22 protein-coding genes and 1 tRNA gene are annotated in these 20,693 nt (G+C 38.4%); 8 read left to right on the top strand and 15 right to left on the bottom strand.

Annotated features, from left to right (window positions below; all coding sequences use genetic code 11):
• Positions 1–28 precede the first annotated feature (28 nt).
• Both AOR04_RS15880 and AOR04_RS15875 read right to left on the bottom strand, forming a co-directional pair.
• Entirely contained in the window at positions 29–1,291 is a 1,263-nt protein-coding gene (locus AOR04_RS15880; RefSeq protein ID WP_096793872.1) for an ABC transporter substrate-binding protein, read from the bottom strand.
• 149 nt (positions 1,292–1,440) lie between these two features.
• Positions 1,441–1,516: transfer RNA gene (locus tag AOR04_RS15875), tRNA-Ala, on the bottom strand.
• A 165-nt stretch (positions 1,517–1,681) separates the two neighbouring features.
• Between AOR04_RS15875 and AOR04_RS15870 the strand changes: the two genes are divergently transcribed.
• Positions 1,682–2,077, top strand: coding sequence for a hypothetical protein (locus tag AOR04_RS15870; RefSeq protein WP_033023229.1), 396 nt, complete (start codon positions 1,682–1,684; stop codon positions 2,075–2,077).
• A 1-nt stretch (position 2,078) separates the two neighbouring features.
• Positions 2,079–2,579 (top strand): prolyl-tRNA synthetase associated domain-containing protein, encoded by a 501-nt coding sequence (locus tag AOR04_RS15865; protein ID WP_008138855.1) that lies wholly within the window; start codon positions 2,079–2,081, stop codon positions 2,577–2,579.
• On the opposite strand, the gene AOR04_RS15860 is transcribed toward AOR04_RS15865, so the two are convergent.
• Positions 2,546–3,694 carry an MFS transporter gene (locus AOR04_RS15860; RefSeq protein WP_096793871.1) on the bottom strand — a complete coding sequence of 383 codons (1,149 nt, stop codon included), beginning with the start codon at positions 3,692–3,694 and terminating at the stop codon, positions 2,546–2,548. The genes AOR04_RS15865 and AOR04_RS15860 overlap by 34 nt on opposite strands.
• A gap of 198 nt (positions 3,695–3,892) precedes the next feature.
• On the opposite strand from AOR04_RS15860, the gene AOR04_RS15855 reads away from it, so the two are divergent.
• The 4 genes from AOR04_RS15855 to AOR04_RS15840 all read left to right on the top strand — a co-directional run bounded on the left by AOR04_RS15855 (position 3,893) and on the right by AOR04_RS15840 (position 7,073).
• Positions 3,893–4,432 (top strand): DUF2058 domain-containing protein, encoded by a 540-nt coding sequence (locus AOR04_RS15855; RefSeq protein WP_002957867.1) that lies wholly within the window; start codon positions 3,893–3,895, stop codon positions 4,430–4,432.
• Between the two features lie 183 nt (positions 4,433–4,615).
• A complete protein-coding gene (locus tag AOR04_RS15850) occupies positions 4,616–4,939 on the top strand; it encodes a c-type cytochrome (protein WP_096793870.1) in 324 nt (107 codons plus the stop codon).
• A gap of 164 nt (positions 4,940–5,103) precedes the next feature.
• Positions 5,104–5,871 (top strand): class II aldolase/adducin family protein, encoded by a 768-nt coding sequence (locus AOR04_RS15845; protein WP_096793869.1) that lies wholly within the window; start codon positions 5,104–5,106, stop codon positions 5,869–5,871.
• A 26-nt stretch (positions 5,872–5,897) separates the two neighbouring features.
• Positions 5,898–7,073, top strand: coding sequence for a mandelate racemase/muconate lactonizing enzyme family protein (locus tag AOR04_RS15840; protein WP_007375956.1), 1,176 nt, complete (start codon positions 5,898–5,900; stop codon positions 7,071–7,073).
• A 131-nt stretch (positions 7,074–7,204) separates the two neighbouring features.
• Here the strand turns inward: AOR04_RS15840 and AOR04_RS15835 are convergent, their stop codons facing one another.
• Complete coding sequence (locus AOR04_RS15835) at positions 7,205–8,176, bottom strand: FHA domain-containing protein (RefSeq protein ID WP_096793868.1); 972 nt, start codon at positions 8,174–8,176, stop codon at positions 7,205–7,207.
• A 121-nt stretch (positions 8,177–8,297) separates the two neighbouring features.
• On the opposite strand from AOR04_RS15835, the gene AOR04_RS15830 reads away from it, so the two are divergent.
• On the top strand, positions 8,298–10,838 hold the full coding sequence (locus tag AOR04_RS15830) for a serine/threonine-protein kinase (protein WP_096793867.1): 2,541 nt from the start codon (positions 8,298–8,300) through the stop codon (positions 10,836–10,838).
• Between the two features lie 5 nt (positions 10,839–10,843).
• On the opposite strand, the gene AOR04_RS15825 is transcribed toward AOR04_RS15830, so the two are convergent.
• The 10 genes from AOR04_RS15825 to zapB all read right to left on the bottom strand — a co-directional run bounded on the left by AOR04_RS15825 (position 10,844) and on the right by zapB (position 18,763).
• The gene (locus AOR04_RS15825) at positions 10,844–11,323 is read right to left on the bottom strand and encodes a hypothetical protein (protein ID WP_096793866.1); all 480 of its coding nucleotides are present in this window, start codon (positions 11,321–11,323) and stop codon (positions 10,844–10,846) included.
• 129 nt (positions 11,324–11,452) lie between these two features.
• A complete protein-coding gene (locus tag AOR04_RS15820) occupies positions 11,453–11,833 on the bottom strand; it encodes a hypothetical protein (protein ID WP_096793865.1) in 381 nt (126 codons plus the stop codon).
• A 3-nt stretch (positions 11,834–11,836) separates the two neighbouring features.
• Entirely contained in the window at positions 11,837–13,420 is a 1,584-nt protein-coding gene (locus tag AOR04_RS15815) for a S41 family peptidase (protein ID WP_096793864.1), read from the bottom strand.
• A gap of 47 nt (positions 13,421–13,467) precedes the next feature.
• Entirely contained in the window at positions 13,468–14,307 is an 840-nt protein-coding gene (locus tag AOR04_RS15810; RefSeq protein ID WP_096793863.1) for an amidohydrolase family protein, read from the bottom strand.
• Positions 14,304–15,032, bottom strand: coding sequence for an SDR family NAD(P)-dependent oxidoreductase (locus tag AOR04_RS15805; protein ID WP_096793862.1), 729 nt, complete (start codon positions 15,030–15,032; stop codon positions 14,304–14,306). The genes AOR04_RS15810 and AOR04_RS15805 overlap by 4 nt, the downstream gene beginning before the upstream one ends.
• A gap of 25 nt (positions 15,033–15,057) precedes the next feature.
• Complete coding sequence (locus AOR04_RS15800; protein WP_007375964.1) at positions 15,058–15,546, bottom strand: FKBP-type peptidyl-prolyl cis-trans isomerase; 489 nt, start codon at positions 15,544–15,546, stop codon at positions 15,058–15,060.
• Between the two features lie 64 nt (positions 15,547–15,610).
• On the bottom strand, positions 15,611–17,086 hold the full coding sequence (locus tag AOR04_RS15795) for a LysM peptidoglycan-binding domain-containing protein (protein ID WP_096794150.1): 1,476 nt from the start codon (positions 17,084–17,086) through the stop codon (positions 15,611–15,613).
• 55 nt (positions 17,087–17,141) lie between these two features.
• Positions 17,142–18,164 carry an MBL fold metallo-hydrolase gene (locus tag AOR04_RS15790; RefSeq protein WP_096793861.1) on the bottom strand — a complete coding sequence of 341 codons (1,023 nt, stop codon included), beginning with the start codon at positions 18,162–18,164 and terminating at the stop codon, positions 17,142–17,144.
• 63 nt (positions 18,165–18,227) lie between these two features.
• Positions 18,228–18,533 carry a cell division protein ZapA gene (locus AOR04_RS15785; protein WP_007375967.1) on the bottom strand — a complete coding sequence of 102 codons (306 nt, stop codon included), beginning with the start codon at positions 18,531–18,533 and terminating at the stop codon, positions 18,228–18,230.
• Positions 18,533–18,763 (bottom strand): cell division protein ZapB, encoded by a 231-nt coding sequence (gene zapB, locus AOR04_RS15780; RefSeq protein WP_007375968.1) that lies wholly within the window; start codon positions 18,761–18,763, stop codon positions 18,533–18,535. The genes AOR04_RS15785 and zapB overlap by 1 nt, the downstream gene beginning before the upstream one ends.
• A gap of 218 nt (positions 18,764–18,981) precedes the next feature.
• Between zapB and AOR04_RS15775 the strand changes: the two genes are divergently transcribed.
• The gene (locus AOR04_RS15775) at positions 18,982–19,821 is read left to right on the top strand and encodes a 23S rRNA (adenine(2030)-N(6))-methyltransferase RlmJ (RefSeq protein WP_096793860.1); all 840 of its coding nucleotides are present in this window, start codon (positions 18,982–18,984) and stop codon (positions 19,819–19,821) included.
• A 51-nt stretch (positions 19,822–19,872) separates the two neighbouring features.
• On the opposite strand, the gene AOR04_RS15770 is transcribed toward AOR04_RS15775, so the two are convergent.
• The gene (locus tag AOR04_RS15770) at positions 19,873–20,439 is read right to left on the bottom strand and encodes a PhnA domain-containing protein (protein ID WP_096793859.1); all 567 of its coding nucleotides are present in this window, start codon (positions 20,437–20,439) and stop codon (positions 19,873–19,875) included.
• Positions 20,440–20,693 lie beyond the last annotated feature (254 nt).

Genomic DNA, 20,693 nt, shown 5'->3' with positions numbered 1-20,693 from the left:
ATTTTTGATTTTATCGAACGAATTTTCATTAGCGACTAATTAACTCATGCCATTTTTGCAAACTGTAATCGTAGGTTGGCATAACACTGTTCCATACTGCAACATTACTGAAACGTTTGAGATAACTACCTCCATTTCGTTCCTCTCCTGCTTTTATCGTTATATCACCGTTGGTATTTCGTAAGTCTATTTCAGTTGCTTTACCATCGTACCAGTAGTCCCATTCAGAAGAACTCAGTAGTGGCTTTGAGCGTTCAGGGTTGCTAATGTAATAACCTTGACGAGCTATAAAAGCCCCCGGCCAACCTGATAACCACCAATTCATATAATCGTAAGCAGCATCTTTAACGCTATTTTGTGTTTGTGACGATAAGCACATCACACCGTGCCAGCCTCTGTAACCCTCTTTTGGAGCGGCAAAGCGCACATTAACACCTTGGCTATTAAGCGCGGCTACTGCTGGTGAGAACATGCTCTCTATATGCGCACGTTTGCTCTTCATAAACTCGATTGATTCTGGCACAGAGTTCCAGTACCCACTAAAGTGACCTTGGCGTTTAAAATCAAGTAATATACTAAAGAGTCGATCCATTTCTGAACGCGTTATTGAACCGATATTATTAAATTTTATGAGGCCTTTGCTTTGTGCAGCTAAGGCCAAATCGAATAATCCGATAGTAGGGGCATTTACAATGGCTACTTTTCCTCGGTTCGTATCATCTAATAGCCAACTCCAGCTTTCTGTTTCGTAAGCTATACCTGGTTTGATGAAATCAGTGTTGTAACCAAAAGAGTCGACATTGTGCACATAAGGCAAAAAGCTTATGTGATCGCTTTCGTGCTCGCTTAATGTACCATCGGGTTGGACATTTAATAATTTATACGGAGCATCGCCTGCACCAATATTTGCATTTTCGGTGAGCTTTCCTGTTTTAGTAAGGTTGTTAATTTCATTAAAGTAAGTGAGTCGTTTTTTTTCTATTGGCTGTATAGAGCCTGCATTCCACAGCACATTTATGCTATTTGACCATTGTTCGTATAGATCAAAGGAGCTTGGGGCCATTGACGCTCTTTGTAAAACGGCTGCACTGCCTGCGGGTGTAAATTCGATATTAATACCCAAGTCGCTCATCGCTTGTTTTCGAATAGCATCTTGTAATGTGACATGTGTACCAAGGACTCTTAAAGTGACTTTTTTTCGGGCAAAAACATAAGGAGCTTGCGTAATCGCGCCAGCAGTCAAACCAATAACAGCAAGTTTTTTTAACGTTGAGCGCTTAGGGGTGTCCATGATAAGCCTAAAGCATTAATACATATGACATTATATATAGCTAATAAGTTGTAAAGACTCAAGTTGAAAGTTATAAAAATTAGTTAGAAAAGAAAGTAATTAACACTACGAAAAAATAGTTTTTGTTTTTTGATGAGGAGTTAGGAAAGTGGTGGAGCTAAGCAGGATCGAACTGCTGACCTCCTGCGTGCAAGGCAGGCGCTCTCCCAGCTGAGCTATAGCCCCACATTCCTAAATTACGATTTACGTAATTACTTGGCTGCTGAGTTCCAAGCGGGACGAACTTTAAATTTTTTTATAAATTTGGTCAAGTATTTTTTCGCTAATTTTTACTGTTTATGACAAATTTTGATAGACTCGGCTTAATTACAAACTAAAACGACAAAAAACATGAAAAAAAGTGTTCTAGTGATGATGGTTTTACTCGCAGGTTGTGCGTCAAGTGACGGGCCTCCTTTTGAAATAAACAACAAACAGTTTCATGAAAAAAAAGATGCGCAAGGTAATAAAATTTTTGCTTATGTTGTTTCAGTAAAAGCTAAGCATCGTGAAAACTTTAATCTTGACCGTGGTCCTAATAACAGACCAAGTCGTGGTGAGGTTAAGCAATATATTGAGCAAGAGCATTTTGAAGAGTCGAGTGTTTTAAAGTTGCAGCTAGAAGACCAAGCTGTTGAGTTATTAAATCAAGAGCTAAAAGAGCGTCAGTATTGCGATAACGAACACGAAGTCAATGACGTTATATGGCGAGATTTGAGTGTGCAATTAAGAGGACGTTGTTTGTAATATGTTGGCTGATAAAACTAAGTTAGCAGAGCTTTTAGCGCACCTAGATATTAATTACGATGTAATAGAGCATCCGCCGCTACATACTAGCTTAGCGGCTGATGAGTTTATGATTGAGCGCCCAGGTACACGTCTTAAAAATTTATTTTTACGTGACAATGAGGGTAAGCGACATTTTTTAGTTATTACAGCGCACGATAAACAACTCGACTTAAAGGTATTGTCAAAGCAGCAAGGTCTTTCACGCTTAGGGTTTGCATCAAGTGAGCGGCTAGCTAAATATTTAAAAGTGGCTCCTGGGTGTGTATCTATGTTGGCTCTTTTAAATGATAAGCAAAACGAAGTGAGCTTATGGGTTGACCAAGATATTTGGGGTGGCGATTTGTTCCATTGTCATCCATTTGAAAATACCCAAACATGGTTGCTTAGCAAGGCTGACTTAGAAACTTTTTTTAATTACACAAAGCATCAACCGCGAGTTGTATTTTTACCCTCAAAATAAGCCCACACAATTAACGATAAACCGCATAAGCAAACCGCAAGCAGCGTAAACATAAACGCTGTTTGCCCATAATGTTGGTATACCACACCGGGTAATAACGACCCTAATGCACCACCACTGTAATAAAATGATACATACCCGCCATTGGTTACGCTTGGTGGGGCTTTACTTATTTTGTTAACGAGCGGCGCTGCAGTTGAATGGATTACAAACATTGCCCCACAAAACAAAGTAAATGCGATTAAAAATAAGCTAAGTTGGTGGCTCATTAATAAAATAATACTCACACTATAAAAACTAAATACAGCGACTAAAAGATGCCAAGATGAAGGTGTTTTTTTAAGCAGCCAAGGTGCAGTAATAGAGGCGAGTGCACCAATTAAATAACCACTGTAAACTAAACCTATGTCACGAGTATTCGTAAGTAAAAACGTGTTTTGTAATATAAACGGTAAGTAATTAAGTAGTGCAGCGAAACAAAAAAACATACAAAAAACGGCGCCATACACTTTAAGTACAGCACCTTCTTTAAGTTGTTTAAGGTAATCTAGAGGGGAGAGCTGCGACGGTGTAGCTGGGTTTGAAAAGCGAGAATGCTTAATTGTTAAAGCCAAAAAAATAAGCATAAAAGCAATAACATAATAAAAACTTTGCCAATGCCACAAATCGCTAAACAAAGCGGCGAGTACGCGGCCAAAGTAACCTCCAACTATACTGCTACCAATATACAGGGTCATATTTTTTTGAAGGGCATCTGCGCTGTAGCTCATGCCTATATAGCTAGTCATTGCTGTTAAAGCTGCTGGAAGCGTTAAACCTTGTAGAAATCTAACCAAGAGCAAAAGTTCAAAGCTCGGTACATAAATGAAAAGCAGGCTACTAAGTCCTAAAAATACCATTGCAATACGCAATACGAGTAATGGGTTGCGTTTTGCTAAAAGTACACCATAAACAAGTGGTGCAATGGCCAAGGGCAGCATAGTTGCGGTCATTAAGCTGCCAGCTACCGCAGGGGCTACATTAAACTCATTCGCAAAAAGACTGAGTAAGGGCTGTGGCGCATAAAGTACAAAAAATATAAATACCGAGCAAACGAGTAGATGAGGTAAACGCATTATATGCCTTGTACATTTGCTGATTGGTTAGGCGGCATTGTATTAAAAATTGCTTTTAATGCATAATTAAAAGCACGCTCTTTGCGCTATATCATGGTTTGTTTTAACTAGTTTGTTAGATTAATGTCGATAGCGCTGTTATTTAGAGTCGTTGGTGATTAAAATAACCTTAATATTAGTTTTTAGTGGAACAAAGCCATGGGTTCATTACAAGACCAATTGCTTCAAGCAGGATTAACAACATCGCATAATGCTAAAGTTGCTAAATCAGAAAAACGTAAGCAACAAAAAAAGCAAAAGAAAGGGGCTACTAGTAACCCAAGTGATCTGCAAAAGCACATCCAACAAACCAAGCTAGAGCAACAAAAAAAGGCTGAAGAGCTTAACCAAACACGCCAAGTTAGCTTAAAGCAGCGCGAACAAGAAGCGCGTGTTAAACAAATTTTAGAGCACCACAACCAAGACGCTATTCGTGGTGAGCGCACATTTAATTTTACTTATCAAAACAAAGTAAAAAATATCGATGTGAACGAGAAAACGCAAAAAGCGTTATCGGGTGGTCGTTTAGCTATCTGTGTACTAGAAGGGCAATTTTACGTTTTAGACGACGAACCAGCACGCAAAGTGGCTGAAGTTGACGAAAAGTATATTGTTTTTCATGTGGAGCCAGAAAACAAACCAAAAGATGAAGATGACCCATACGCAGACTTTGAAGTACCAGATGATATAGTGTGGTAATAGTCTATTAAGGGTAAGCTCATTTTTATTTGCTAAAGTATATAAAAGTGGGATAGAAACGAGTTAGCGTTTTTTGGTTAAGTTGATCGTCTAGCGTCGTTTCGTACGTATGCTTTTTATTTGATTGTTTACTACAATCAATAGAACAGTTTTTCTAACCGTCAAAAAAGAAGAGTAAATACAATGAGCAAGATGAAAACACTACTATTAGGCGCGGGTATTACTTTAGCCGCAAGCTTCTCGTTTAATGTAGCTGCTGCCGATGGCGCTGCACTTTATACCGCTAAAAATTGTCAAACTTGTCACGGCGCTGAAGGTAAAGCACCAATTATGGGTATGTACCCTAAACTAAACGGTCAAAACAAAGACTATTTAGTAGCGCAAATGAAAGACATTAAATCAGGTGCACGTAACAACGGTATGACCATGGCCATGAAAGCAATGGTTGCAACGGTAACTGATGAAGAGTTTGAAGCAATTGCAGATTACCTAGCTAACGTAAAATAATTTACGCAGCTATACCATTTGAATGCAATTGGTATTTTAGCTTTATAAACAGCCACACAATAGTGTGGCTGTTTTGTTTGGTGTTTGCTATAAAATAGAGACTGCTTTAGACTTCTAAACATCTGTTCGTACAGATTGATAATGTACGTTTTAAAAGGCTTATTATGTTTGATTTACCCCAACTCGATTTAAAAAATAAAGTATCAGCACAAGAGTGGCAACTTCGTGTTGATTTAGCCGCATGTTATAGACTGGTAGAGCACTTTCGTTGGGGGGATTTAATCTATACGCATTTATCAGCACGTTTGCCTGGCACCGACCACTACTTAGTGAATGCCTTTGGTTTAACCTTTGATGAAGTAACTGCCTCTAATTTAGTGAAGGTCGACTTAGACGGCAACATTATTGACGATACGCCATTTAGTATTAATCCAGCTGGTTTTACTATTCACAGTGCGATTCACGAGGTACGCGAAGACGCTCATTGTGTTATTCACCTTCATACCAAAGAAACAATCGCAGTCGCTACACAAAAAAATGGCTTATTACCGCTTAGCCAATATTCAATGTTTTCACTGCCATCGCTTTCTTATCATGGTTACGAAGGGCTTGCAGTAAACGACGACGAGCGAAAAGTGCTGCAAGATGATTTGGGCAGCACTAACCATATGTTATTGGTAAATCACGGTGGCTTAACACTAGGCCCAACGGTAGGTGATGCGTTTATGCGCTTTTATGATTTACAGCGAGCGTGTGAAATTCAACTAGCGCTACAATCAAGCTCGCAAGAGGTGATTGAAGTACCGCAACCTATAATCGACAATATTTATAATCAAGCAAACGTAGTACACAGTGGCAGCACTGGCGGGCAACTTGCGTGGCCTGCAATGTTACGTAAAGCGTATCGACTTGACCCTAGTTTTGCAAAATAACCCATAGCGGTTAATAAGGAATTTTAATGAAAGTAAATCGCGTTGAAGTATTTGATATTCACTGTCCTGATAGACCTTCTTGGACACCTGTGTTTGTACGTATTCATACTGACGAAGGTATTAGTGGTGTTGGCGAAGCGGGCCTTGCATACGATTTAGGTCACAGTGCTGCAGCGGCTATGATTAAAGAAATGGCCGACGCCTTTTTAATCGGCCACGACCCATTTCAAACAGAAAAACTATGGTCTCGTATGTTACGTGAGAGCTTTTGGGGTTTAGGCGGCGGACCTGTTGTATATGCTGCAATGAGCGCAATTGATACCGCACTTTGGGATATAAAAGGTAAAGCGCTTGGTTTACCTGTATACCAGTTATTAGGCGGTAAAGTTAACGACAAACTACGCACTTACGCATCGCAATTACAGTTTGACTGGGATAGCGAATTTAAAGCGCTAGTACAACCGCAAGAATATGCCGAAGCGGCTTTAAAGGCGATGGCCGAAGGTTACGATGCAGTAAAAGTAGATCCAATTCAGTACGATAAAGACGGCAATACTTATTACGATCGTACAAAAATAATATCACGTACTGAAATGAAGCTATATCGTGCGCGCATGCAAGCTATTCGCGAAGCAGTAGGCGACGAAGTAGACATTATTTTTGAATGCCACAGTTTACCAGGCGTGACAACAGCCATTCAGTTGGGTGAAATTGCAGAAGAATTTGACTGTATGTACTTTGAAGAGCCAGTTAACTACCTAAACCACTCATTACATGCAAAAGTAGCAGATAAAGTTAATGTGCCAATTGCTGGTGGTGAACGTTTGTATAATCGCTGGGGTGTGCGCCCGTATTTAGAAGATCAAAGTATTGATGTTCTGCAACCTGATATTGGTTTATGTGGTGGCTTTACCGAAACTAAAAAAGTATGTGATTACGCAGATATCTTTGATGTGCGTATTCAAGCTCACGTATGTGGCGGGCCTGTTGCAACAGCAGCATCACTGCACTTAGAAACGGCTATCCCTAACTTTTTGATTCATGAGCACCACACTTATGCGATTAAAAAGTGGAACCGCGAGTTATGTTTGCAAGATCCACAGCCTAAAAACGGCTTCTTTGAAGTATCAGAAGAGCCAGGGTTGGGTATTGAGCTAAATGACGAGATTGTTATGCGCTCTCAGCGAGTTGAAATTAAGTAGCCAATGCGTTGAGATTGATAATATTACACTTTAAAAAATAAACTATTAAAAATAAGTTAGACCGACTATTTCAGCCGGTCTAATTTATTACTAAAAATGTCACTAGTGCTTTTTATTGTATGATCTGCTGCTCACTCTACATTGTCTTCTAAATTTGAAGACTCTATTTTTTTTCCTTTATAAATAGTAAACGTTTTTCCGCCAAAGCGGACTTTTCCGCGTTTACGTTCTATCAATGCACTGGGTATTATTTCATTATTAAGTATTTCAACAAATTGCTTTCGTGCGCGATGGATTTGAATATTAACGTGACTTTCACTAATACCTAAATCTTTTGCTAGTTTTTTTACTTGCACCCAACCCTGTACATCAGCCTCAAAATTATTTTGCATGTCATTTAATTTATATCGTGCTAATAGCAAGGTTAAATAATGATGAGAACGCACATCAAAGTCTAATGTAACTTTATTTTTTTTGATTTTTAGTTCGGCTAATTCTTCATCGAGGCTTAGGCTAAAAATGAACTCTAAATTATTATTAGGCTGTCTTTTGAGTTCAACTGTTTTTTCTTGCATGGTGGATTCAGCCTGAAATAAGCACCAACCTTGTCCGCCGATATATAAATTTTGACCATCACTCATTAGGGTCAGAAGGTGATCTTGCATAGTTTCATAATACCAACAGTGCTGCTGTGAGTCGAAAAAGACAATCACTTCAGGTTGCTTATTGTCAGGTAAAAAATGGTATTGCTCTAGAAAAATGACGTCTTCATGCGAGGCATTTTCTGGTAACAATAAGTCTCTTGGTGGGTCGACGCAAATAACTTGATACACCGCATTATTTACTTCAGAAAAACGGATATTATCGCCTTTTTTTAAAGGTATATTTTGATTTTTACTGATTTTTTTATCGTTTAACCAAACGCCATTTTTGCTTAAATCATTTATACACCATTGCTCATTTAGCCATTCAATTACGGCATGAATACGTGTGATTTCAGGAAAATCAAGCAAAGTATCTACAGAGTGTACTAATCTACCAAAGCGGTGGAAAGCACGTAAATAGAATTTACTCTGGGATTCTATATGTTTTAAAACAGCCATGGTTCATCCGTTTTTTCTTATTGATATAATTTATTATACTTAAATAATATCAATAGATTGTAATTATTTAATCTTTGAAGTTACACTAACCATTAAAATGTAAATATTATTGAGTTGCAGTGTGTTTAAATTAGAAGAGCATTACCATAAGCTAAACGTTTTAGCACAAGGAGGTATGAGCAAAGTCTACCTTGCTACTGATTTAAAGTTAGATCGCCAAGTTGCGCTCAAAGTAATCGATTTATCATCTTCAGTTACAGATCAAATACTATTAGAGGCTAAATTATTAGCTTGTTTTAATCATCCAAACATAGTCCAGATTTATAAGACCATCCAGTATGGTGAGCAATTGGTTCTTGAAATGGAATATGTTAAAGGTACAACACTTGAACGTTTGTTAAAAAAGCAAGTATTAACTGCACAAGAAAAGCTAGCATTATTAATTGATATAAGTGAAGGGTTGTTAACCATTCACCAGCAAAATATTTTGCACCTTGATTTGAAGCCAAGCAACGTTTTGGTCAATGAAAGTGGTTCAGCTAAAATCGCTGATTTTGGTATTTCACAGATAAAAGATACTTTGCAATCGGAAGAAAACATGAGCTTTGGCAGTTTAACAGCAATGTCTCCAGAGCAGTTAAATGATCAACCGTTAGACTTTAGAAGTGATTTGTTTTCATTTGGATTAATTGCTTATCAATTATTCGCTAATCAACATCCATATAGTGCGCAGTCTTCTGACCTTACTAATAAGTCTATAGCAGAGCAAATAAAAAATAATAAATGCAGCGCTAATGCATGCGCTATTACGGGTATCCCAGAACCATTGGGGCTACTTATAAACCGTCTTCTTTCTTATAATGTAAAACACCGACCGTCATCTTGCGTAGAAGTTACTGATGAATTAAAACGTATTTTATTGTCGTTAAATGGTAATAGTGAAACTATTTCTATGGCAGACATTCATTTAGCTAGCAAACACAAACAAAGGAATAAGTGGGGCATTTTTGCATTATTGTCATGTATTACCATCAGTTTACTCAGTGTGAGCATTTGGTATTGGCAAGCAAATAAACCCAAAACTTACGTTGCAGTGTTACCTGTCGAATTTAGTAAAACAACCAAACTCTTAGATGCTCAAAAGCAAGTGCTTAACTTGGCAATTAATGATGCTATAGCGCATTACTTATTAAATCACTCTGATTATGCATTAATCTCAAAAACTGAAATACGACAAACTCAAAAATTATTAGGCAAAGACACAAATTTAGCCTCTTTAGGCCAGGCACTTAATTCGGATCAATTACTTGTTACGCACTTAGATTGCACTCCACTTTCTTGTGATATCAACTTAAGCCTACTGAATGGGGGAAATGCGACGCTAATTCGTGAAGAAAGAAGTGCAAGTGATACTGAGAATTACATGGGAATTTATAATTTAGCGAGTAGTTTTGTTGAAAAATTATACACAGGTAATGTTGCGAGTAGGCAAACACTAAAAAAAGAGAGTGAGTTTTTAGATCAATATGTGAATTTAGTACGTGTAGTGTCAAATAATTCGCGTGATGCGGAATCTTTAATGGCAGATGCTGAGAATTTGATTTTACACAGTCCCGAGTTTACACCTTTATATCCACTGTATCGTAAAATCGTACTTCGTCAGTATGATAAAACACATGATCCCGAAATTATAAAAAAATTAAAACAAACCTTAAATACTTTACCTCGTACTTATCGTAATAGTGCTGCTTACTTAATTGATATGTTAGAAGTTCATCAGCATGTTAAAGATAAGTATAATGCGGAAATTGTGATACAAAAAATTCAGGAGTCAGATCTTGAAGAGTTTCAAAAACAAACATTACTAGCAATTTACTATAAAAGAAATGGTGATTTAGCGCGTTCCTTAACGCATGCAAAGCTCGCTTATAAAATAAGGCCAACACTTGTTGCAACACGGAATCTAGCTATTGCCCACCTTATGCAAGGCAATAATCAAAAAGCAGCAGAGTATTTATCAAAAATACTTACCTACACACCTAATGATTTTATTACGCTACAAACGCTCGCAGATATTTCATTGTTATCAGGTGACCTAGCGGAAGCTGAAATTAACTACCAGCGATTAATTTCAGCAGGGACTGCTATTTCATCAACATATTCAAATTACTCTATTGTGTTGTCTTTAAAAGGGGAGTTAAAAGATGCATTACACCATGCCCAAAAGGCAGCAGAACTCTCCTCTATAAATAGTACGCAACAGCTCAATCTAGCTGATATTTTATATATGTTAGATAAAAAGGAACTGGCTTTTGATATTTATAAAAAGATAGATCGACAGATAGCAGACGATACACAAATTGTTGAGTTATTATTAGAAAAAGCGCAAGCACAGGTTCATTTGAATAAAGGGCAAGAAGCGATGATCAGTATCGATCGTGCTTTAGCTCAAAGTTCTGAATTAAGCGAAGTATACTTTGTGAAAGCTATGATTCAGGCCATTTTAGGAGAGAAGTACTCAGCGGTTGCATCTGTAGAGCAAAGTATTAAAAAGGGATGGAGCCCCACTTTTTATCGACTTGGTTGGTTCAAGCCGTTATGTACAGAGAGTAAGTTTCAAAAACTCTTAGGCAAAGAGAATTATGATTCTCTCTGTACATAAAATTCCTAGTGTGGTTCCATGTCTTGAAGAATCACTCGCGGATCTTGAGAGAAATAGCGCATTGTTGGTTCTTGATTAGCTGTGTTTTTAGCGACAAGACGGAAGTTTACTTCATAGTCTGCGCTCTCACTTAGCATACCTGAAACAGCTTCGTCTGGATTGTCAGCAAGTTCTGTTGCTAGCTGAGCAGGCAATGCGTGGGCAGGAATGATACTTGAGATAGACACTATAAGTGATTGACCGCTATTGGCCACTATACTTGTTAATTGATAATTAAAATTATCTTTAGCATCAGAGAAGTAGGTGCCATTTTCAGCGAATTCCCATCCTAGACAATCAACCAATTCATAATATAAATTGACGGCTTGGCCTGCCTTTAATGCTTTATAATCAATACAAATATTTTCACTATCTCCGCCCGTAGGGCTAAAAATGTTCCATTGTCCATTTTCTGTAGGAATAACTCGAAAGCTAAGATTATTCATTTTAATATCCTGTTTTAGGGTTAATAAATGTCATTATAGTTGTTTTACAGGTTAAATAACCTGCGCTTAGATAAAACATATACTCCAGTGAGCATAGCGTTTTTTATATATAAATTGCCATTGAGTAAACTAATTATTTACTCGGCAATTAACATCATTGATAACTTTGGTTGCCTTACTATCAAGGTGGCGTACAAAACATTGCTCGTCTTTAATCATTAACTCAAATTGATCGGGCATGTTGAGTTGCTTGCCCATAATCGGGTTACCCAAAGTATCTTTTTGATTAAGTTTATCGAGCGTTACCGTACTACTTGTTAAAAATACGTCATCAGCTAATTGTATCTGCTGACTATGAAGTAGTAGAGCTATAACCTCGGCTACAGCCTTACTATTTGGCTCTACCAATAATGCATGTTGCAGCTTAGGTGTCGACTCAGAGCTTTGTGCTGAGCACCCAGTAAGTGTACACATTATGATAGCTGTGATTATTAGTAAACGCATTTGCATAGCCTACCTTATGTTATCGCTGAGAATAATATTTTGATTAAGCATTGTTTGCACTCGGGTATCTTCTACCTTTGGTGAATCATCTACAATTGATGGAGCAAAACCCTGCTTGCTACTGGTAGAGCTTGGCGCAGGACAGCTCTCTGTTGTGCGATAGCTAAGTGCCGTTTTGAGTAGTGCTTCATTAGCATCACCTAAGGAAGTAGTAAAATCATCTGCAACGGCACAGCCTGCTATTAATAAAGGCTGGAGTGCGTTATCTAATGTATTTTGTGGTGCAAAACCATCTGAAAATTCACCAAAGCCTTTATTGTTCTCGCCGGTAAATTGAATAGTGAAATAAGTTGTATCGCAATTATCTGTTGGGTAAAAGCCATATGGTTTTCCACAAGTACCTGAACCCACTTGAATCACCTCTACATCTGCGCCGCGTAGACCATTAATTATGGCTTCACTGGCAGAACAAGTGCTGCTGGTTGTAAGCACAAATACACGATTTAAGTTAAGTGTTGGCAAAGGTGTACCCGGTGTAATACTTGGGTTGCTCTCAAATCCCACAAATTGATTGGTAAAAGACATTGGGGTAAGTGCTTGCCCTGTTATTGGGTTGGTATTTGGGTTTTTATCGTTAAAAATAGTACGTTCAAAAACCTTACCTTGTGTATTACTATTACCTGCAATCATATAAGCAATTTGGCTTGCCATTTGTAAAAGCCCACCACCGTTATAGCGTATATCGATGACTAAGTCTTTAATGTCGCTTGCAGCAAGTTGGTTAAATGCGTTGTATAGTTGCTCTTCAGCAATTGCATTATGGCTATTAAATTGAAAATATCCAACCTCTCCATTTGCTAAGTCAGTCCGTACATTACTTACCGGTTGCGAGGTTATATTTTGCGACGTGAGGGTAACAGTACGGTTTTCGTTGGTGTTGATATCTTTAAATACAAACTCAGTTACTTTACCTGTTTGCGTAGGGAATAAACCTGCATTAATAACACTAACATCATTTGATGAGTTGGTATTTACAAAATCAATACCATCTACTTCAACTAACTCAAATCCACGTGTTAGGTTTTGGTTACTTGCCGGAGTATTGGGCTGCGTATAACTTATTATGGCTTGGCGAGGTGCGCTAGACGCTAGAATTTTTATATTGAAACCGTAGCCATAACTTACGCCTGCTTGATTTTGGCGTTCCCACTCATTGGTAGGTAAATTAAAATGAAAGTTATCCTTTTTTGCACCCGATTCGGTGAGTTCATTGGTTTTTAGTTGTTCAAAGTAATCAAGGACTCCACTCGTAAGAGCTGGGTCAGTGTCGATAATTTCATCATACCAAAGGTATGTTTCGTTACTCCATGAACGTAGCCAGTTCTTCTCATCACTTGCTTGGCACTGGCCTTTAAATTGACTAGCACGAGCAAATTCATTGGCGGTCCAAGTTGTTGTATTTGAGCCAATAGGAGTGACACTATTACTGTCATTTAAAATTCCGCCACCGCCACCGCCACATGCGCTTAAGATGCTAATAAGTGTTAAAGGCAGAATGGTTTTTGCAATATTTAACTTCGTAGGAATGAACATGTGAAGGCTCGCTTTTTATACTAATACGTAAATATAGCGGTTTTTATTTATACTAGATAGAGATGTTTGGCATTTTTGTAGCTTAAATGGTGCCAGATGTGATCACTGTTACACAACCCCAAATGAGCATGCCATAAATTGTTATAGCTGGAGTTAATTTGGCAAACGGGGAAATTACTGGCAAACATAATCCGTTGCTCACCAAAATGCTGAAAAATAATATCAAAACACGTAATTTGCTGTTGGTTATTTAGCGACAGAAGCTCAAACCCTGAAAACTTAATTGCAACGTTACAATTTTTGGCTAATAGTTCAATACCTTGTTGCCAAAGTACTATATTGCTTGGTAATCCAGCATGATTAATTACAATCTGTAGATGTGGGAGTTGCTTCGCGTAATACGCTAATTTTTTTACTATTGGTATATTTTCAAGCTCAAGCTGCGCTTCAAAATGCAGATTCAAGTGGCTTAATATTTTAAGATTATCTAAGCAAAAACTGTTTAATAAGCGTGCTGCATCATTGCCTTCGGTAATATCTCGGATCCCGGCTAACGTTGGGTGTATAAGGTTTTTTAGCGTACGTTCAAATGACTCACTGTCTTGATCAATTTGTATAAAGCTAATCGCTTTATAGGCAATATTATTTAAGTGTTTATCAAGCCATTTTAACTCATTGATAGGTGCGCTGTTATCAAATCCAGCTTCTATATGCACTAAACCAGCAAGCTCGAAATCAGTGCTTTCAATAAGTTGTTCTGCGCTAATTTGTTGTTTTATTTTATCTAAATTTGGCCATGTTGGCTGATTGGCGCCCTGCAACCATAAATACTGACCCTCAATTAAATTAAAGAAATGGACATGCGGGTCAATTATTTTTGTACTCATTGGGCAGTATAGCCACCGTCAATACTTTGTAGGCTGCCAGTAATAAAGCTGGCATCGTCGCTTGCTAAAAAGCTCACAAGAGCGGCAACTTCGTCGGCTTGCCCCAATCGGTTAAGCGGTTGAAGGCTTGCTTCTTCGGCAACTATCTCGGCCTTGTTTGCACCACTTTTTTTACAGTACGCATCTATTGCGTTATGAAATAGCGGGGTCTCTATTGTGCCAGGGCATACGGCATTTGCTCTAATATTGAAACTCGCGTAATCAAGCGCTGTTGTTTTTGCCATAGAGGCAAGGGCGTGTTTGGTCAGGTTATACGCAAAAGAGTTTTGCTTACCTATAAGTGCCTGATCGGAAGCGACTAATATAATAACGCCGTTATTTTGCGCTTTCATGCTAGGCAATACACTTTGTACTGCCGCATAAGCGCCTTTAACATTAAGCGCAAACAGCGCATCGAGAGTTTGCTCGTCGGTGCTTTGTATATTTGCGCTTAAATGCTTTCCTGCATTAGAAACAAGTACGTCTATTCGTTGCGATTGCTCGTATATAATTTTAATACAGCTACGTACGGCTGTTACATCACTGACATCGCACTGATGGAATATACCGTATTCACTAGGCTCTATATCGAGGTTATGAACTTGGTAACCACTGTTTAGCAAGCGTTTAATTACTGCTAAACCAATGCCTTTTGTTCCGCCAGTAACAATAGCAACTTTAGCCATATTTGATCCTAATTAGTAAAGGTGATTAGTGAGAGTGGCCACAGCCGCCTTCAGCGTGCACATGTCCGTGAGAAACTTCTTCACTTGTTGCTTCACGTACAGAGATGATTTCCACATCAAATGTTAGCGTTTTACCCGCAAATGGGTGGTTTAAATCACAATCTGCGTTAAAGCGACCTACTTTAACAATAGTCACTTGATGACGACCTTGGTTAGAACTTACCATTGCTGTCATACCTGGTTTCCATACTTTAACGTCGCCTTGTAAGTGCTTAAGCGGGATGCGTTGAATTAAGTCATCAACACGCTCGCCGTACGATTCACTTGGCTCTAGCGTTACACTAAACTTCTCACCAGCTTGTTTGCCTTCAAGTGCTTTTTCTAAACCAGGAAGCATGCCTTCGCTACCATGAATGTAAGTGAGTGGTGCTTCGTTTGTGCTACTTTCTACTTGTTCAGTGCCTTCACTGAGTGTGTAGTGAAATTCAACAGCTGAATTTTTACTGATTTGCATGCTTATCTCTTTAAATTTGACTATGTTGAGGCTGATTTTACGCGAAATATACTTGTTTATAAACTTAACGTGGCTGATTTAGTGTTTTTTGTAAATCTAGCAGTAAATCTTTTTTTATTGGTGCTGCTTTTTGCTTTTCAGCCTGAGGTATAAACAGCACTAATTGAGTGCCTGGCTTTAAAATGCTTGATGCAGAGAGCTTATTCCATTTTGCCAAGTCGCTATGAGGGACATCATAAAGCTGACTTATACTCCAAAGGCTATCGCCTGACTTAACTTCGTAATCTATTTCAATGGTGGGAATCGCAATTTCTTGGTGCTCTAAATAAGGGCTAATTTTGTAATCAACAGTTAATGTGCTTGGCAGAGTTTTAGGTTGTCCAACTAATAACTTTTCTCCAACGCCGATTAAATTATTATTTTTATTATTAAGTTGTTTTAGAGCTTTTACCGACATACTAAAACGCTTAGCGATACCATAAAGCGTGTCGTTTTGTTTAACGATGTACTCTCCAGCAAAGTTTGATTTAAAAAACTGACTTTTTAATAATGCCTCTTGCCCTATAGGAAGCAGTAAAGTGTGCGGCCCGTTAGGTGAGCTTTGATTTTTTAAGTACCCCTGATTGATTGCATGTAACTGCTTGGAGCCTATACCAGAGAGCTTAGCAATAACTGAAAAGTCAAACTGCTGGCCTATATTCATCTGTGTTGTAAATGGCTTATATGCAAGCTTTGGGCGCTTAATGCCTTTTTGTGGGTGTTTAACTAAATAGCTTAAAGCGAGTAACTTGGGGACGTAGTCAGCGGTTTCTTTTGGTAGGCTTAGCGACCAGTAATCGGTGCTTTTACCGCGCTTTTTGTTTTTTTCGATTGCGCGTTTAACACGGCCTTCACCACTATTATAAGCGGCCAAAGCATGTAGCCAATTACCATCAAAGCGTTTATGTAAGTAACTTAAGTAATCAAGTGCAGCATCGGTTGAAGCAAGTACGTCTTGGCGCCCGTCATACCATTGGTCTGACTTAACACCAAAGTGATGCGCCGTTGCGCCAACCAACTGCCAAACACCAACAGCTTGCTGTGATGAGGCTATCGTTGGTCTAAAATCGCTTTCTACAAATGGTAGTAAAGCGAGCTCCATAGGCAGTTGCTTTTGCTCAATTTTTTTTACGATGTGATACAGGTACGGCGCTGCGCGTTTGTTTACAGCGCGTAAGTAATTGGGTTGCTTTAAATACCAATTTATACGTTGCTTTAAAGCTCGGTTTTGATCAATTTTAAAATGCAGGCTCTCGGCAATGTGAACCCATAGGTCAGTTGCTTTGGGAGAAGGCTTTTTAATGTTTACTTTTTTATGTAGTAATACTGTGTTCTGAGGCTTTACTTGAGCATCTTCAATTATGCGTTGATCCGATTTGTCTAAAAAAGTGTGTTTTGGCTCAAAGTGAGTAAATATTTTTGGCGTTTCTTGAATTTCTGATTCAGTTGTTTCACAACCGAATAGAAATAAAACTAAAAAACAGAGAGACAAGCTGCGCATAATGTTCACTTTTGTAAATTCCTTTTACTATTTTAACACAGTCCATTGTGTTGAGTTATTTTGCGTTTTTCGCGCGAGCTAATCCTGATCGCAAAAACAAATTGCTCGATTTTGCATTTAAAGATTCTTCTGTGTAAGGTTTCATTACTTTTTTAGGAAACGATAACACAAGTTGTTCTATCGTTTGATCGTTGTTTTTGTTCACATGCTCAGTAATAGCGGTTAGAAATGCTAACGGCTGTTTGAGTTGAGCTCTGTCAAGTATACCACCATGCCCTGGTATAATCAGCGCAAGATTTTCATCGTCAATGTATTGTTTAAGCAGCGTTTGCCAGCTTTTAAATTCGCCGTGCCCAGGATAAGGGAGCCAGTCAACAATGTCGCCACCAATTAAAACACGACCGCTATTAGTTGTGAGTGTTAAGTCACCACTTGTATGGGCTTGATGGGCGTTTAAGGTTACTTTAAACCCCCCTAAATCAAGTGTTTTATTTTCATCAATAATAATTTCTGGCGACTTTAGTTGATATTCTTGCCAGCGAAAAAGGCGTTTTTTTGCAAGCTCCAACTTTTCACGCCATTGTGCTTGTTCTGCTTTTGAAATACCGGCTAAGCGTTGGTAACTCAGCTCTATACTTTTTTCGTAACTATCGAGTTGGTCATTAAATGCTTTTTGGTAGCGATTAAAATCGCTATTTACTTGCTGATGCACAATTAGTTTTGCATCAGGGTAGAAGTGTTGCATAACCGCCATACCGAGTAAATGATCATCGTGGTAATGCGAAGCAACTAAGTAGCATAATGGTGTTTTTAGGTGTTTTTTTAGGTCATTAGCTAGCTGTTCCACAGCAGCAAAATTACCGCTTGCATCAACAAGTAGTGCACACTTGTCACCTTCGATAAGTACTTGGTTAGAGTCGTAAAAACGCAGCTTTTTTTCTTGTTCTAAAAATTGGATATTAGCATTAATAGTTACCCAATTGACTGCGCCATAAGTTGTTGGCGCTACGAGTAATAAAGAACATGCTAGTAGTAAGTATTTACATGAAGCGATTATATAAGATAGGTTTAACTTCATCCTGTGTCTCTACGCTATTATTTAATTATGCTAATAATAAACAAAAAGCGCAGTTTGCGCTTTTTATTTTTGATGTGTGGGGTCACTTGCCAAATGCTGACTTAGTTTGTCAACGAGTTGGTCTTGTTGCTGCTGCTCAACTGTAGCCTGTGTTTTTGCTTCTAGCAATTCGTGGCTTAAGTTTAACGCTGCCATAAGTAAGGCTTTTTGATCATTTCGAACTGAAGAGCGTTGTTTCATTTGCTCCACCAAATCATTAAGGTTTTTAGCTGCTGCTATTAGTGCCTCTTCTTGTCCTTCAGGACAAGCAAATTGCTGCTCTTGACCTAGCAATTCAACAGTGACCCGCTGGTTTTGCAGCTCAGACATTAGCTAGCCTGTTGTGCACTTTGTAATTTATCAAGAAGACCAGATAAAGTTGTGCTGGCATCTTTTTGTTTTTCTTCGTTTTCAATAGCTTCTAGCTGTAATAGTTCGTTTTCATCTGCTAGTTTGCTATTTTGTTCTTTTAAGTTTGAAACATCAGTTAGCAATTGATTATTACGATCAATTAGTGAATCGATCAGTTGTTCGAGTTGTTGAAGAGTATTGTTATTCATAAAGGCGCTCATATAACTGTAATTAATGTCATGCAAATGTAAAGCAAAGTGTATTGATTTGCCAGCATTTACGGTGGTTTTAGCTGATTTTTCTTCTGCGTTAAGGGATAATTCAGCGTGAAGGCTTTTTCATTCATAAATGGTTCACTCTCAGTTGCCAAAGTATAGTGCTTATGGTTCACTGTTTTTTATTAAATAGCGTATGGCGAAAATAAATAATGCTTAGTTATAGACACTCATTTCATGCTGGTAACCCTGCCGATGTACTCAAACATTTAGTGTTAGCGCAAGTACTAGGTTATCAAACAATTAAAGATAAACCACTTGATTACATAGACACACACTCAGGCGCAGGTTTTTTTGAATTAGCCGCAGCTGATTCGCAAAAAACACAAGAATATCAAGATGGTATAGAAAAGTTGTGGCAGCATAAAAGTGAACACGCTGCGCTTAATGAATATATAGCGTTAATTAAATCGTTTAATGAAACAGATGAACTTGCATTTTATCCGGGCTCACCAAAGATTGCTGAGCACTTTTTACGTCGTCACGATAAAGGATGGTTTTTTGAGCTGCATCCGCGCGATTTGTTATTACTTGAAGAGAATATGCAAGGTAAACGATCTATTCGTGTACGTGGTGAGAATGGATTTACTGGATTGGTAGGCCTTTTGCCACCTGCTTCACGCAGAGCATGTGTATTGATCGACCCACCATATGAAATTAAGGATGATTATGAAACGGTTGTTACTACTTTAATCAAAGCGTACCAGCGTTTTTCGACAGGTACTTATATGATTTGGTATCCTGTAGTGGATAGGGAACGTATTGATAATATGGAGCAAGGTTTAATAGATTCAGGTATGCGTAATATTCAATTATTTGAATTGGGCACTGAAGATGACACCGATGTACACGGCATGACCGCATCTGGCATGATAGTCATTAATCCGCCATGGAAACTAAAGCAAACTATGGATGCAGTGCTACCAGAGCTCATTACTTTATTAAGCAAGCCGAGTGGCTTTTATCGTAGTGAACAATTAGTAAATGAATAGCTGAAATGTTAAATAAAAAGCGCTGTGCAATACAGCGCTTATTTTTATGCCTTATTTTTTAACGTATTTAGTTAAAATAACAATACGTTGACCATCAACTCGCCCTTCAATATGTTCAGGATTACTCGTTAAGCCAATATTGCGTACTGCGGTACCGCGTTTAGCGGTAAGGCTACTGCCTTTAACGTCTAAATCTTTAATAAGTGTAACAGTATCGCCAGCTTGAAGTACCACACCGTTGCTATCAACATGTTTAACATCGTCATCTTCAGCAAGTGCTTTTTTAGCCCAAGCAAGTGTATCTTCCTCAAGGTAAATCATGTCTAGTGCGTCTTGTGCCCAGCCATTATCAGGCGCTAAGCGCGAAAGCATTCTGTAAGCTACAACTTGTACTGCGGGTGTTTGGCTCCACATGCTGTCATTTAAACAGTGCCAATGTGTTGGTGTTAATTCGCTACTGTTTTCGATTTGATCTTTACAGGTTTTACATGTGTAAATACATTTATCTGAATGAGTTTCTGTCACAGGAGGTACTTCGTATACAGAAAGGTTTTCGGTTGCTGCACATAATTCACATTGATTACTACTGCGTTCAATTAAGGCTTTTTCAATACTCATGAAGGTTCTTATTTAAGTGAAGTTTACATTTGGCGTTATTATACCCTAGCAGGGCTGCTGAACGCTATAAGCCCCTTGGTTTTGTAAGGGTATATTATTCATGCGGGGGTTTTTAATTTCTGAACCCTAGGCCTGTTTATCTTTCGAGGTTAAATTTGCAGCAGTCAGTTTGGTATTTAGGCAAGGCAGAGCCTATGGTGTGTGGCTATTCCCATAAATAGCCCCTAGATTGAACAAATTTTAATCCGCAAAGG

Source organism: Pseudoalteromonas sp. 1_2015MBL_MicDiv (assembly GCF_002407505.1).
Taxonomy (GTDB): domain Bacteria; phylum Pseudomonadota; class Gammaproteobacteria; order Enterobacterales; family Alteromonadaceae; genus Pseudoalteromonas; species Pseudoalteromonas fuliginea.
This window is presented reverse-complemented; position numbering and strand designations above follow the sequence as displayed.